Here is a 14,707-nt window from a genome sequence, read left to right on the forward strand (position 1 = left end):
ACATTAGCTCAGTTGGTAGAGCGATACCTTGCCAAGGTATAGGTCATCGGTTCGAACCCGATATGTCGCTCCAAATCTCATTGCCAAGATATGCGACATTAGCTCAGTTGGACGGTAGAAAGACGATACCTTTTAGATTGATACTAGTTAAGCAACAATATGCGACATTAGCTCAGTTGGTAGAGCGATACCTTGCCAAGGTATAGGTCATCGGTTCGAACCCGATATGTCGCTCCAAATCTCTATTCAAATCCAAATCCAAATTCAAATTGATAATAAATTAGCTCAGTTGAGTTAATTGAAAGAGTTGATACGCTTTTTTTGCCAAGGTATAGGTCATCGATTCGAATGCGATATGTCGCTCCAAGCTTTCCTCTGTTTTAATCGTCATTCCAATTACCCTAATCCCAATTCTCCTAAATTTAATAATCTAAATTCAATAAATCGTTGTTCAAACGATTGCTCAATTGTGTCTGTTAAAAAATGTCGATACTTTTCTTTTCAAGGTATTGGTCATCGGTTTGAACCACATTTTATTTGATCAGGCCGCTCCAAAATCCTCCCTGTTGTTTGCTATCCTTGTTGGTTTGAACCTTGATAATATGGTTTTTAGACGGTTGAACTAACCCCAATGTCTTAAGTTTATGATTTGGCAACATTCAATCTATCTCATCTGATTTCAGTTTTTAGTAGTGAATGTTTATATGCTTAAAACCCGAATGAATACAGATAAGTGATCTACAACCCATTTCTTCATCTATCCCTAATATATCTCTCTGCCATAATCAAAAAATATGACCTTGTTCAAATAATAGTTAACAAAAATTTCTAATAATGAAATTAACAAGGTTACCTGAGAATATCAGGCTGTAAAGTGAGGTAGTAAGATATGCGTATTCAGCAATTAAGTGAATTACTAGAGTATATTGCCAATTGTCGTTTGGGTATGAGTAAGTTGTACAAACGATTACATCGAAATGCTGACTCGTCTCGCGTTAAGCTAATGTTGGAGTACTTTCAACAACATGAGAAGCATATTTACGACACCATAGAAAGCTATATTGAAGATGCACCTGCAAAAATCCTTGATACTTGGTATCAGGATGTGGTGTTTGAAGATTTTCTCAAGCGCTGTGATGAAACATCTTTACCCGCGAATATGGATGAAGAGCAATTGTTAGAGTTACACCTTGATTTAGAGAACCGCCTTATTGCGCTTCTTGAGAAAATTGCAGAGCTGACATCATCAAATGATGCAAAAAGTGCGTTATTAGATGTTATTCGTGTGGCGCAAACTCAACAAAAAAGATTAGTACACAGTGTATTGCGGATGGATGATATCTAACATCAAGCCTTAAGTGATATACCGACCGCATTCAATAATGCCAGCAATTAGATTGCTGGCATTTTTATTTGTTGAAAAAAGCCCACAGCAGCTGTAGGAGTTGAATATAGAACTCTGGTATATTGTACGTTTGGTTATCTTTTATGAGTTTATTGGCTGTTTGATATGACTTCTATTGTTAAAAATCTTGAAAATGAACAAGCTACAGTGGCGATGGGGCAATTTGTAGCCCAAGGCATAACCCCTCCATTGACGATTTTTTTAACCGGTGACTTGGGGGCGGGAAAAACCACCTTAAGCCGTGGAATAATTCAGTCTTTAGGCCATAACGGTGCGGTGAAAAGCCCTACTTACACCTTAGTTGAACCCTATGAGTTTAACGGTTTTGATGTATATCATTTTGATTTATATCGTGTAGCCGATCCTGAAGAGTTAGAGTTTATGGGCATTCGTGATTACTTTAACTCCACCAGTATTTGTTTGGTTGAATGGCCTGAACATGGTCAGGGAATGCTACCTGCTGCAGACATTCATCTACATTTACGCTATAAAGATAATCAACGAGAAATTGAAATTAACGCGTTGTCTGCTTCTGGGCAGGCCCTTTTGACAAAATTAAAATAATAATGACTGTAAATAAAATATTTTTTTATTGCGCCTTTTTAGTCGTAACCAGCTTTTCATTTGCAGCGCAGAGCGCGAATGATCTTGATAGTGTGCGTATTTGGGCAGCACCAGAATCCACTCGTGTGGTTTTTGATTTATCTCAAGCGCCTGAATATGATTCTTTCACCCTGACTGGGCCAGACAGATTAGTTGTAGACATTAAAAATGCCAGTAACAAAGTAAAACTGGATAAATTAAGCAACAATAGCAAACTGATTAAACGTATTCGAGTCAGTAGCCCCCCGGTGAAAGGCACACTTAGATTGGTGCTGGACCTTACAAAACCGATTAAATCGAACCTTTTCACATTATCCCCAACGCCGCCATACGGTAATCGCTTAGTTGTCGATTTAGATGATTCATTCAGTGAAGAAGCCAGAGCAAAAACGACCATACATTCTTCAGGAACCAATCGAGACATTATCATTGCCATTGATGCAGGCCATGGCGGAGAAGACCCAGGTTCAATCGGTCCATCGGGTATGTATGAAAAGCGGGTGGTATTGGATATTTCAAAACGCTTAGCAGACAAAATCAATGCAACGCCCGGTATGCAGGCAGTGATGACGCGTACTGGAGACTACTTTGTTGACTTAAATCGCCGTTCTGAATTAGCGCGCCGAAGTAAAGCGGATTTATTGTTGTCTATTCACGCAGATGCATTTACCTCGCCTCAGCCAAGAGGGGCATCTGTGTGGGTGCTCTCAATGCGCCGAGCCGACAGTGAGCTAGGCCGACTGTTAGAGCAAACTGAAAAACATTCCGAGCTGCTCGGAGGTGTTGGCGATATTATTCAAAACTCTGATGTTGAAAAATATTTAGTGCAAACCCTTATAGATATGCAGAAAAACAACTCAATGGTGATGAGTAATGACATTGCCAAAGACATTTTACGGGATCTTGGGTCGGTAACTCATTTACACAAAAAAGCCCCTGAAGCGGCAAGTCTAGCGGTATTAAAAGCGGCGGATATACCATCTATTTTGATTGAAACAGGGTTTATTTCTAATCCAGGTGAAGAGAAGTTATTAATTAACCGAAACCATCAGCAAAAATTAGCGAATGCGATTCATAAAGGGGTTATTCGCTATTTTGAAAATAACCCTCCTTCAGGCACCTTAGTTGCACAAAGTACAAACACTAAACATAAAGTGAAGTCTGGAGAGTCTTTATCGCTTATTGCTAGACGCTATGGTGTGAGTATTGATGGCATCAAAAAAGCGAATAATTTAAAATCTGATGTGGTTCGTATCGGCCAACAATTGATTATTCCAAGGGCATAGTCATGGCTATTCAACTGTTACCACCTCAACTTGCAAACCAAATAGCCGCTGGCGAAGTGGTGGAGCGTCCGGCATCTGTGGTTAAAGAGCTGGTTGAAAATAGCTTAGATGCCGGAGCTACGCGGGTTGATATCGACATCGATAAAGGTGGCAGTAAACTGATTCGGATCCGTGATAATGGCGTGGGTATTCCCAAAGACGAACTGGCTTTAGCACTGTCGCGTCATGCTACATCTAAGGTACACAGTTTAGATGACTTAGAAGCCATTATGAGCTTTGGTTTTAGGGGCGAGGCTCTAGCGAGTATCAGTTCAGTTGCGCGGCTAACGTTAACCTCTAAAACTGTTGAGCAAACAGAAGCATGGCAAGCCTTTGCAGAAGGTTCGCAAATGGATGTTAAAATTACTCCAGCAGCGCATCCTCAGGGGTCTACCATTGATGTTGTCGACCTATTCTTTAATACTCCCGCCAGAAGACGTTTTTTAAAAAGCGACAAAACTGAATTTACGCATATTGATGAGTGGTTAAAGCGGATAGCTATTGCACGTTGCGATATTCACTTCACTCTTACTCATAATGGCAAATTGGTACGTCAATATCGTCCAGCGAATACCGATATACAGCACCAACAGCGCCTAGGGCAAATATGCGGTCGCCAATTCGCTGAAAATGCACTGACCGTTTCCTGTGAACATGATGATTTATCTCTTCGGGGTTATTTACAGTCACCCTTTGATAATGTGATCAGTGATAGCAGCTATTTTTATGTGAATGGACGTTTGGTGCGCGACAGATTAGTTAATCATGCTGTGCGACAAGCTTTTGCTGAACAAGGGGTCGAACACCAACCCGGTTATGTGCTAATGCTTGATTTAGACCCGCACCAAGTTGATGTAAATGTTCATCCTGCAAAACATGAAGTACGTTTTCATCAATCTCGTTATGTGCATGATTTTATTCTACAAGCTTTGCAGTCGGCTTTATCTCAAATGGCTGATTTAGTTTCTCATCAACCTGCGTCAAATGCAGCGGATAAACGTAATTATTCAGAGCAACTGGATTATGCTTACCCGCAGCCAAAGACCGATGACGTTGCTTTAGCCGATTCCGCTCAGTGTATTTCTCGTGAGGAATACGCTTCACATGATGTTCCTCATCGCCCCAATAGTGTTAGCCAATTTGGTAGTATGCATGTTCCGGGGCAAGCAAGTCATTCATTTGGTGGATATTCTTCTGATATAAAACCCCGTTATGATGCTAGCGCAGATAAACATGAACAATTAAATCGTGCTTTTACTCAACCGCCCAAAAAAACCGTTAACCAAGCTGCGATAATAAGCTATGGACAATTGCTACAAAGCCCTGAACATGCAGGGGGGGATTCTACACACCAAAAAAATGTGGTCAGTCATGAGGTAGACAATTTGGCCGTGATGCCAAATGTACTTGATGGTCAGTTTTGGGTTTTAGTTGTTGAAAATGAATTAAAATTAATGCCGATACTTGCCGTGCAGCAAGCGGTTCTACAACATGAAATTATACATAAATTAGCTACTGGATTAATTGGGCAACCCTTACTTATGCCTGTATCTGTAAAGGCTGAGTCAGATTGGCAATTAACAATAGATCAAAATGAATCTTTTTTGCGCCAATTGGGTATTGAACTAACAATTCGTTATGGGCAGTTGATTATTAAAAAAGTGCCCCCATATTTGAGGGATAGCCAATTAGCTGCAGTCATTCCTGAGCTATTACAATGGATGAATGCAACTAAACCCAATAATGAAGCGTTAGCTTTATGGATTGCACAGCAATCGACCAAACAGTTCATGGCTGCACAAACTATTTGGCAAAAGTTTTGTCTATTACAAGATGAAACTAAGCTGACAATTTTATTGAATGCTAAGGTGTTACCTTGGCAAGCATGGATTAAAGAAAACGCGTGAATACAATCGAAAGGCCAAAAATTATTTTTTTAATGGGGCCAACAGCCTCAGGTAAAACATCGTTGGCGATTCAAATGGCTCAACAGCATAACTGTGAGTTAATTTCGGTTGATTCAGCACTGATTTATCGAGAAATGGATGTAGGCACCGCCAAACCCACAGCAGAAGAACTCGCATTAGCCCCTCACCGTTTGATCGATATACTCGATCCGAGTGAAAGTTATTCTGCTGCTGATTTCCGTCTCGATGCGTTAACTGAAATAGAAAAAATTATTGCCCGTGGTAAAACCCCTTTATTGGTAGGCGGCACCATGATGTATTTTAAAGCGTTATTAGAAGGTTTATCCCCTTTACCTAGCGCAGATGAAACAATCAGAGCGCAAATATTTGCTGAGGCTGAAAGTTTAGGTTGGGAAGCATTACACCGTCAGTTGTGCGAAATCGACCCTGTTGCGGGTGAGCGAATTCATCCAAATGATCCACAAAGATTGTCTAGAGCACTAGAAGTTTATCGTATAACGGGTCAAACAATGACAAAGTTAACCCAAACTAAGTCAGCCGCTTTACCTTATGATGTAGTACAATTTGCCATAGCGCCGACAGAGAGAAAAGTATTGCATGATTTGATTGCAAAACGATTTTTGATAATGCTTGAGCAAGGATTTACAGAAGAAGTCGCTCGTTTAAAAGCGCGCGGAGATCTTCATTTAGATATGCCATCAATGCGTTGTGTGGGTTATAGGCAGTGTTGGCAGTATCTTGATAATGAGTTTGATCATGCGACTATGGTCGAAAAAGCGACCGCTGCTACTAGGCAATTGGCCAAACGTCAATTAACATGGTTGAGAAGCTGGCCCGATTTGCAATGGCTTCAAAGCGGCGATGAGAATAATTTAGTTACACTTATGCGACAATGCGGCTAGCTAATTAGTTGTTACTGTATAATACTCAAACTAAACAATAAAACTTGAATTACGTATTTTAAAAAGAAAAAGGAAATTACAAAATGGCTAAGGGGCAATCTTTACAAGACCCATTTTTAAACGCTCTACGTCGTGAGCGTGTACCCGTTTCAATTTATTTAGTAAACGGTATCAAACTTCAAGGACAGGTTGAGTCTTTTGATCAATTCGTGATCCTATTGAAAAATACAGTGAGTCAAATGGTATATAAACATGCTATTTCGACAGTCGTTCCTGCGCGTCCATTTAACGTATCAAATCATCAAGGTCCTAATGCCTCTGATGAAGATGATGCTGAATAATAACTAAAAAGGATATGCTTCTTGTTTGATCGTTATGAAGCTGGAGAAACAGCAGTACTTGTTCATATCGAGTTTTCTGACGAAGAACGTCGTGAAGATTTATTGGAATTACAACTATTAGTTGAGTCTGCAGGTGCACGCTCGGTAGGGGTAATAACAGGTAGTCGTCGTTCACCTGACCGTAAGTTCTTTATTGGAACGGGTAAGGCAGAAGAACTGGCAGCTATGGTTGCCGCGACAGAAGCCAATGTAGTTATTTTTAATCACGCGTTGAGCCCTGCTCAAGAGCGTAATCTTGAGGCTGCTTGTCAGTGTCGAGTATTAGATAGAACCACATTAATCCTAGATATATTTGCTCAACGTGCCCGAACTCATGAAGGTAAGTTACAAGTGGAGCTAGCGCAATTGCGCCACATGTCAACGCGTCTGATCCGAGGGTGGACTCACCTTGAGCGACAAAAAGGTGGTATCGGTATGCGCGGGCCAGGGGAAACCCAGCTCGAAACCGATAGACGTTTACTGCGAGGACGTATTAAGAATATTAATAAGCGCCTCGATAAAGTAGATAAACAACGTGAGCAAAGTCGCCGAGCTCGTAAACGTAGTGACATGGCCACAGTCGCGTTAGTAGGGTATACCAATGCCGGTAAATCGACATTGTTCAACGCCTTAACACTGTCTGAGGTATATGCAGCGGATCAATTGTTCGCCACACTTGACCCGACACTGCGTAAGTTAGATTTACCAGATGGTGCAGTGATATTAGCTGATACTGTTGGTTTTATTCGTCATTTACCCCATGACCTCGTTGCGGCATTTAAAGCCACACTGCAGGAAACACGCCAAGCTGATTTACTATTACATATAGTTGATTGTGCTGATGACAACATGACTGAAAATTTCGATCAGGTACAAAGTGTACTTGAGGAGATTGAAGCCGATGACATCACCCAATTAGTGGTGTGTAATAAGATAGATTTACTTGAAGACTTTGCCCCTCGAATTGATTATGACGATGAAGGCAAACCTGAGCGTGTGTGGGTATCTGCACAAAAACGCATTGGATTTGATCTGCTATTACAAGCTGTTACTGAGTTAATTGGTGCAGTTATCTATGAGCGGACTTTGAAAATACCAGCCTCTGCTGGACATTATCTTGGCCAGTTTTATCGACTGGATGCAATACAGCAGAAAGAGTATGACGATCTGGGGAACTGTATTTTGTCTGTTCGTCTGTCGGAAGCCGATTGGCGCCGATTAATGAAACAGAGTCAGGGGGAATTGGAAACTCTTGTTTTTGAACCATCAGAAGCAGAAGTATCTTGTTAATCTCATTTATTTCATCCAATTATGGAGTGCTAAATGGCTTGGAATGAGCCCGGTAACAAGGGTAATAAAGACCCTTGGGGAAATAAAGGTGGTAACGATAAAGGACCACCGGATCTCGACGAAGTTTTTCGTAACCTTTCAAAACGTTTTGGTGGTAAAGGCGGAGGAACTGCTTCAGGGCAACCTTTTAATTCTACCTTCCTCGTTATTCTTGTCGTTATTGCATTAATTGTATGGGGCCTATCGGGTCTGTATACGGTTAAAGAAGCAGAGCGAGGAGTCATGCTACGTTTTGGTCAACACATTGGTGAAGTAGGCCCTGGTCTACATTGGAAAGCGACTTTTATTGATGAAGTGTTTCCAATTGACGTGAAAACGTATCGTACTATTCCTGCTTCAGGCAGCATGCTGACATCAGATGAAAACGTAGTGAAAGTTGAGCTTGTTGTGCAATACAGCATTCAAGATGCTTACTCATATGTTTTTAGTGCTGTCGATGCAAATGCCAGCTTACGTGAAGCGACAGATAGCGCATTGCGCTATGTTGTTGGCCATAATCGTATGGACGACATTTTAACGACAGGTCGTGATGCGATTCGTCGCGACACTTGGCGTGAGTTAGAGCGTATTATTGAGCCCTATAAGTTAGGTCTTAAAATTGAAGACGTTAACTTCTTGCCAGCTCGTCCGCCTGAAGAAGTCAAAGATGCTTTTGATGATGCGATTTCAGCACAGGAAGATGAACAACGCTTTATTCGTGAAGCTGAAGCTTATTCTCGCGAAATTGAACCTAAAGCTCGTGGTCAAGTTGAGCGTATGGCGCAGCAAGCAAATGCTTATAAGCAACGTGTTGTCTTAGAGGCTGAAGGTAAAGTCGCTCGTTTTGAAAAACTATTACCTGAATATCATGCTGCTCCTGAAGTCACTCGCAAGCGTTTGTATTTAGACGCGATGCAAGAAGTCATGTCTGATACTAACAAAGTGTTAATTGATGCGAAAAACAACGGCAATTTAATGTATTTACCATTAGATAAGCTGATGAACAACGATAAAGCTAACCGTAAAGCGGTTGAGCCAGAAGTTGAACGTCATATTAACTCGGTTTCAGGTAATGCGAATGTCCCAGTAACGAGTATGCCTACAGATGGTCGTTTATCTCGTGAAGAGCGTACTCGCCAAGGGAGAGGATAACTCATGGGTAGATTTGGTTTAATTATTCTTGTGGTGATCCTGGGCATTGGTTTTTCATCTGTGATGGTTGTCAACGAAGGTGAGCGAGCTATCGTTTCACGTTTCGGTAAAGTGGTTAAAGACAACATTGATGGTGAAGAGGTGACTCGCGTATTTCAACCGGGCTTACACATTAAGTTTCCGGTTGTAGATAAACCACGTTATATGGATGCCCGTATTCAGACTTTAGATGGTGCAGCTGACCGTTTTGTAACTTCTGAAAAGAAAGACTTAATGGTTGATTCGTACGTGAAATGGCGTATTAGTGATTTTGAAAAGTATTATCTTTCTACCAATGGCGGTATTAAAGCCAATGCTGAAAAGTTATTACAAGCTAAAATCAGTAATGATTTACGTACCGAGTTTGGTCGTCGCACGATTCGTGAGATTGTCTCTGGAAAACGTGATGAGTTGCAAATTGATGCATTAACTAATGCCTCTGAAAGTGCTTCTAATTTGGGTATTGAAGTTGTTGACGTACGTGTTAAACAAATCAATTTACCTGCAAACGTCAGTAATAGTATTTACCAACGTATGCGTGCTGAGCGTCAAGCTGTGGCAAAAGAGCATCGTGCCCAAGGTAAAGAGCAGGCTGAAATTATCCGCGCAACAACTGATGCCAACGTAACGGTTAAAGTTGCAGGTGCAGAGCGTAATGCATTGACCATTCGTGGTGAAGGTGATGCGCTAGCGGCAAAGATTTATGCTGATGCTTATAATAAAGATGCCGAATTTTATGGCTTTTTACGTAGCTTAGAAGCTTACAAAGAAAGTTTTGCCGGTAATTCAGATATTATGGTGTTAGAGCCTGACAGTGATTTCTTCAAGTACATGAAGTCAATGAATGGAAAATAAAAGCTAACTTATTAGTTTTTTAGCAAAAGCCCGATATACGTCGGGCTTTTTTGTGGCTGAACTTTACTAATTTTGATTATCGTTTGCTATAAAAAATAATTATTTTTCAGCTGTACTGCTTTGGTCTAAATTAGTCAAACTTGTTTAAACTGATATTAATTTAAATCAATCACTTAGTTGGGGGTTGATGTTAAATTTTCTCCAGAAAACATTCACTTTTAAACAGAAAAAATTACATTTTTTCGCCAAAGAGGCTTAATCCGCAATTTAGTTGTGTGTTTTCACTATGATCTGCTTCTAATTTTTCGCTATAATGAGCCCCGCCTCAAACTATGATAATTTAACACGACCCTTAACAGGGGTTAAATTATTGAAATATAAAAATTCCAACACCCTCTGGGAGATAAGTGGATGAGCAATGCGCCAGTCGATACCGGACGTCGCAGATTCCTGACAGCCGCAACCGCCGTAGTAGGTGGTGCAGGTGCCGTAGCTGTAGCGGTTCCTTTCATCAAGTCATGGAATCCGAGTGCCAAAGCGAAAGCTGCAGGTGCGCCGGTCGAAGTAAATATTAGTAAAGTAGAGCCAGGTCAGTTAATTCGTGTTGAATGGCGCGGAAAACCTGTTTGGGTCGTACGTCGTACAGAAGCTGTATTAAACGGACTTGCCTCGTTAGATGGTCAATTACGTGATCCTGCTTCAGAAGAAATGCAGCAACCTGAGTACGCTCAAAATGCCGCACGTTCAATTAAGCCAGAGTTCTTTATTGCTGTCGGTATTTGTACTCACTTAGGTTGTTCACCGACTTATTTACCAGATTCATTTGGTGAGCAGGTAGAAGGTGTACCATCTGGTTTCTTCTGTCCTTGTCATGGTTCTAAGTTTGATATGGCTGGTCGAGTGTTCCAAGGCGTACCTGCGCCATTGAACCTCGTTGTTCCTCCTCATCAATATGTTGATGACAACACCGTGCTAATCGGTGTCGATACAGGAGCGGTCTAATGGTTAAGAATATTATTGATTGGATTGATGCTCGCATCCCAATGACGGCGACTTATAATCGTCATGTTGGTCAATATCCAACACCAAAGAACTTCAACTTTTGGTATTTCTTTGGTTCATTGGCTTTATTAGTGTTAGTTAACCAATTACTAACGGGTATTTGGTTGACAATGAATTACGTACCAACGGCAGAGGGCGCTTTCGCTTCTGTTGAATACATCATGCGTGATGTTGAATATGGTTGGTTACTGCGTTACATGCACTCCACAGGGGCTTCGGCTTTCTTTGTGGTCATTTATTTACATATGTTCCGTGGATTACTCTATGGTTCTTATCAAAAACCAAGAGAGTTGCTCTGGTTATTTGGTATGTTGATATTTTTAGTGCTAATGGCTGAAGCCTTCATGGGCTACCTACTTCCTTGGGGACAAATGTCTTACTGGGGAGCACAGGTAATTATTTCATTGTTCGGTGCCATCCCTGTTATTGGTGATGACCTAACATTATGGATCCGTGGTGACTACGTTATTTCTGGTGCAACCCTAAACCGCTTCTTTGCACTGCATGTTATAGCATTGCCTTTAGTGTTAGTTGTATTGGTGTTCTTACATTTAATCGCGTTGCACGAAGTGGGTTCTAATAACCCTGATGGTGTTGAGATTAAAAAGAATAAAGACGAGAACGGCTGGCCAGTAGATGCAATTCCATTCCACCCTTATTACACTGTCAAAGATATTATGGGTGTGGCTGGTTTCTTAATTGTGTTCTGTTATGTGTTGTTCTTTATGCCAGAAGGTGGTGGATACTTCCTAGAGAAGCCAAACTTTGAAGCAGCAAACCCAATGAAAACACCTGAGCACATTGCACCGGTTTGGTACTTCACGCCTTTCTATGCAATTTTACGTGCAATTCCTGACAAATTATTGGGTGTTGTCGGTATGGGCTTGTCTATTGCGGTATTGTTTATTCTGCCTTGGCTTGATCGCTGTAAAGTGAAATCAATTCGCTACCGTAGTGTCATCCACAAGATAAACATTGCTCAATTTTCAGTGTCTTTCATTGTGTTAGGTTATTTAGGTGTGGTTCCTGCAACACCTGAGCTGACGATTGTTGCACGTATCTTTACTTTGACTTATTTTGGTTTCTTTGTTGCCTTATGGGTATACAGTAAGAACGAAAAAACTAAGCCAGAGCCAACGAGGGTGACACACTAATGAAAAAGTTATTGATTGCATTAGTAACATTAGTGCCATCTCTTGCTATGGCAGCGAGTGGACACAATGTTCATTTAGAAAGTGCTAACGTTGATTTACATGATACCGCTTCACTAGAGCGTGGTTTGGATTTGTTCCAGAACTATTGTTCAGGCTGTCACAGTACTCAGTATCAGCGTTATGAGCGTGTCGCAACGGATTTGAATATTTCAGTTGATGATATGCGTAATAAGTATATATTCACCGGTTCTAAAATTGGTGAGCTTATGGAAAACTCAATTCCTGCTGCAGATGCCGCTAAATGGTTTGGTGCTGCGCCACCAGATTTAACTTTAGTTGCGCGAGTGCGTGGTGCTGATTGGGTTTATTCATACTTAAAAGGCTTCTACGCAGACGAGTCTCGTCCATTTGGTGTGAATAATACCGTATTCCCATTAGTGGGTATGCCGCATGTTTTGCAAGGTCTTCAAGGACTTCCAGTTAAACAAGAGGATGGTACACTTGTTGCTACTGGTGGCTCTATGACTGCAGAAGAGTATGACCAAGCTATGCGCGATTTGACAGGTTTCCTTGTTTATTCAGGTGATCCAGTTAAGTTAGAACGTGAAGCATTAGGTTGGTGGGTACTCGGATTCCTGTTTATTTTCTTCATCATTGCTTACTTCTTGAAGAAAGAATACTGGAAAGATGTGCACTAGCATCAAATAACGGGTAAAATGTATTATCCGCGTAATGTAAACGAGGGGCTTAGCCCCTCGTTTGTTTTGTTTTTTAGATTTCTGGAGGGTATAAATGGCTGTTGCTGCCAACAAACGCTCTATCATGACACTGTTTTCTGGTGCCGATGATTTATATAGCCATCAAGTGCGTATCGTATTGGCTGAGAAAGGGGTTACCGTTGATGTTTTACAGGTAGACCCAAGTGAAATGCCAGAAGAACTACTTGAAGTAAATCCATATAACTCTGTGCCAACCTTAGTTGACCGTGAATTAGTGTTATATGAATCTCGTATCATTATGGAGTATTTGGACGAGCGCTTCCCGCACCCACCACTTATGCCAGTTTACCCTGTATCTCGTGGCCAAAGCCGCTTAATGATGCATCGCATAGATACTGATTGGTATGCTCTTGTAGAACGTATTCGTAAAGGTGACAAAGCAGATGCAGCTCGTAAAGAGTTGACTGAAAGCTTAGTGGCTTTAGCGCCAGTATTTGCAGAGATGCCATACTTCATGAATGAAGAGTTTGGTTTATCTGATTGCTATTTAGGCCCATTATTATGGCGTCTACCTGTATTAGGTATCAATTTAGATCCTCGTACAGCGAAAGAGATTAATGCTTACATGACACGTATTTTTGAGCGTGAGTCATTCAAAGCATCGTTAACCGAGGCTGAGCGCGAAATGCGCATGGGCATGTAATGAAAGCTATTACTCCTAACCGTCCTTATTTATTGCGGGCTTATTATGAGTGGTTAATGGATAACCACTTTACGCCGCATGTCGTGGTAGATGCATTTGTAGAAGGTACTCAGGTACCTCAACAGTTTGTTAAAGATGGACAAATTGTTTTAAATATCAGCACTGGTGCAGTTATGGGTTTACAAATGAATAATGACGCTGTTGAGTTTAATGCTCGTTTTGGTGGAGTACCACAGCAAGTTTATTTGCCGATGGCCTCAATCATTGCTATTTATGCTCGTGAAAATGGCGCCGGTACTGTGTTTGATATGGAAGATGCTTACACACCTAATGATGAGCCTAAAGCAACATCACCAGGATTAGCTTCTGTTGACTCTAAGGCCGAAAAGCCTCAAGCAACAAAAGCTGATGAAAAACCGAAACGCAAAAGCCACCTCACTGTTGTTAAGTAAACAACATAAGGTCTAATAGAAACCAGCCTTAGTGCTGGTTTTTTTAATGGTAATGACTCAACTAAGCCGGAATTAGCATGTTGCTGATGATAGATAATTACGACTCTTTTACTTTTAATTTAGTGCAGTACTTTCAAGCGCTAGGTGAAGAGATTGTGGTTAAACGTAATAATGAGATTACAGTCGCTGATATAGAAACATTATCCCCTTCACACATTGTCATCTCTCCTGGTCCCTGTTCACCTAATGAAGCGGGTATTTCATTGGATGTGATCCGTCGATATGCAGGTAAATTACCCATACTGGGTGTCTGTTTAGGCCATCAAGCTATAGCGCAGGTTTTTGGCGCAAATGTCATACGGGCCAAACGTGTTATGCATGGTAAAACTAGCGTCATTAGCCATACAGGGAAGGGGTTATTTCAAGGGTTAAATCAGCCATTAACCGTTGCTCGCTATCATTCATTACTTGTTGATGCGTTACCGGAAGGGTTTGTGCTTGATGCATGGTTTGATGACCCTATCCATGGTCGTGAGATAATGGGCATGAGTCATCTTAATATGCCGCTTTATAGTGTACAGTTCCATCCTGAAGCCATATTGACCGAGCAAGGTCATGAATTGTTGGCTAATTTTTTGCGTGAATGATGTAAAAGTAGTTTTAAAATACAATTTCTAAAGTCTTTCTGTTACAACTTTC

The 14,707-nt window shown here is 41.1% G+C and carries 15 protein-coding genes and 1 tRNA gene; all 16 read left to right on the forward strand.

Annotation, left to right across the window (positions count from 1 at the left end):
* The first annotated feature begins 161 nt into the window (after nt 1-161).
* The 16 genes from ORI98_RS04015 to ORI98_RS04090 all read left to right on the forward strand — a co-directional run bounded on the left by ORI98_RS04015 (nt 162) and on the right by ORI98_RS04090 (nt 14,655).
* Nucleotides 162-237, forward strand: a tRNA-Gly gene (locus ORI98_RS04015).
* A gap of 652 nt (nt 238-889) precedes the next feature.
* Nucleotides 890-1,345: a hypothetical protein gene (locus ORI98_RS04020; protein WP_306134343.1), complete on the forward strand. Its 456-nt coding sequence runs from the start codon at nt 890-892 to the stop codon at nt 1,343-1,345.
* A 165-nt stretch (nt 1,346-1,510) separates the two neighbouring features.
* On the forward strand, nt 1,511-1,969 hold the full coding sequence (gene tsaE, locus ORI98_RS04025; protein WP_306134345.1) for a tRNA (adenosine(37)-N6)-threonylcarbamoyltransferase complex ATPase subunit type 1 TsaE: 459 nt from the start codon (nt 1,511-1,513) through the stop codon (nt 1,967-1,969).
* A 2-nt stretch (nt 1,970-1,971) separates the two neighbouring features.
* Nucleotides 1,972-3,294, forward strand: a complete 1,323-nt coding sequence (locus ORI98_RS04030) for an N-acetylmuramoyl-L-alanine amidase (protein ID WP_306134346.1) — start codon at nt 1,972-1,974, stop codon at nt 3,292-3,294.
* A gap of 2 nt (nt 3,295-3,296) precedes the next feature.
* Nucleotides 3,297-5,240, forward strand: coding sequence for a DNA mismatch repair endonuclease MutL (gene mutL / locus ORI98_RS04035; RefSeq protein WP_306134347.1), 1,944 nt, complete (start codon nt 3,297-3,299; stop codon nt 5,238-5,240).
* Nucleotides 5,237-6,163: a tRNA (adenosine(37)-N6)-dimethylallyltransferase MiaA gene (gene miaA / locus ORI98_RS04040; RefSeq protein ID WP_306134348.1), complete on the forward strand. Its 927-nt coding sequence runs from the start codon at nt 5,237-5,239 to the stop codon at nt 6,161-6,163. The genes mutL and miaA overlap by 4 nt, the downstream gene beginning before the upstream one ends.
* Nucleotides 6,164-6,246: 83 nt before the next feature.
* Nucleotides 6,247-6,504, forward strand: coding sequence for an RNA chaperone Hfq (gene hfq, locus ORI98_RS04045; RefSeq protein ID WP_188840239.1), 258 nt, complete (start codon nt 6,247-6,249; stop codon nt 6,502-6,504).
* A gap of 21 nt (nt 6,505-6,525) precedes the next feature.
* Nucleotides 6,526-7,833, forward strand: a complete 1,308-nt coding sequence (hflX, locus tag ORI98_RS04050) for a ribosome rescue GTPase HflX (RefSeq protein WP_306134350.1) — start codon at nt 6,526-6,528, stop codon at nt 7,831-7,833.
* Between the two features lie 33 nt (nt 7,834-7,866).
* Nucleotides 7,867-9,024, forward strand: coding sequence for an FtsH protease activity modulator HflK (gene hflK, locus ORI98_RS04055; protein WP_261297161.1), 1,158 nt, complete (start codon nt 7,867-7,869; stop codon nt 9,022-9,024).
* A 3-nt stretch (nt 9,025-9,027) separates the two neighbouring features.
* A complete protein-coding gene (gene hflC / locus ORI98_RS04060; protein WP_261297160.1) occupies nt 9,028-9,918 on the forward strand; it encodes a protease modulator HflC in 891 nt (296 codons plus the stop codon).
* Between the two features lie 411 nt (nt 9,919-10,329).
* On the forward strand, nt 10,330-10,920 hold the full coding sequence (gene petA, locus ORI98_RS04065; protein WP_261297159.1) for a ubiquinol-cytochrome c reductase iron-sulfur subunit: 591 nt from the start codon (nt 10,330-10,332) through the stop codon (nt 10,918-10,920).
* Entirely contained in the window at nt 10,920-12,134 is a 1,215-nt protein-coding gene (locus ORI98_RS04070; RefSeq protein ID WP_261297158.1) for a cytochrome bc complex cytochrome b subunit, read from the forward strand. The genes petA and ORI98_RS04070 overlap by 1 nt, the downstream gene beginning before the upstream one ends.
* Nucleotides 12,134-12,832 carry a cytochrome c1 gene (locus ORI98_RS04075; protein WP_261297157.1) on the forward strand — a complete coding sequence of 233 codons (699 nt, stop codon included), beginning with the start codon at nt 12,134-12,136 and terminating at the stop codon, nt 12,830-12,832. Before ORI98_RS04070 ends, ORI98_RS04075 begins: the two co-directional genes overlap by 1 nt.
* Nucleotides 12,833-12,926: 94 nt before the next feature.
* Nucleotides 12,927-13,556, forward strand: coding sequence for a stringent starvation protein SspA (gene sspA / locus ORI98_RS04080; protein WP_188840246.1), 630 nt, complete (start codon nt 12,927-12,929; stop codon nt 13,554-13,556).
* Nucleotides 13,556-14,008 (forward strand): ClpXP protease specificity-enhancing factor, encoded by a 453-nt coding sequence (locus ORI98_RS04085; RefSeq protein ID WP_261297156.1) that lies wholly within the window; start codon nt 13,556-13,558, stop codon nt 14,006-14,008. Before sspA ends, ORI98_RS04085 begins: the two co-directional genes overlap by 1 nt.
* Before the next feature lie 77 nt (nt 14,009-14,085).
* Nucleotides 14,086-14,655: an aminodeoxychorismate/anthranilate synthase component II gene (locus ORI98_RS04090; RefSeq protein ID WP_261297155.1), complete on the forward strand. Its 570-nt coding sequence runs from the start codon at nt 14,086-14,088 to the stop codon at nt 14,653-14,655.
* Nucleotides 14,656-14,707: the final 52 nt, after the last annotated feature.

Origin of the sequence: Shewanella sp. ULN5 (assembly GCF_030731885.1) — a bacterium.
Classification (GTDB): Bacteria; Pseudomonadota; Gammaproteobacteria; order Enterobacterales; family Shewanellaceae; genus Shewanella; species Shewanella holmiensis.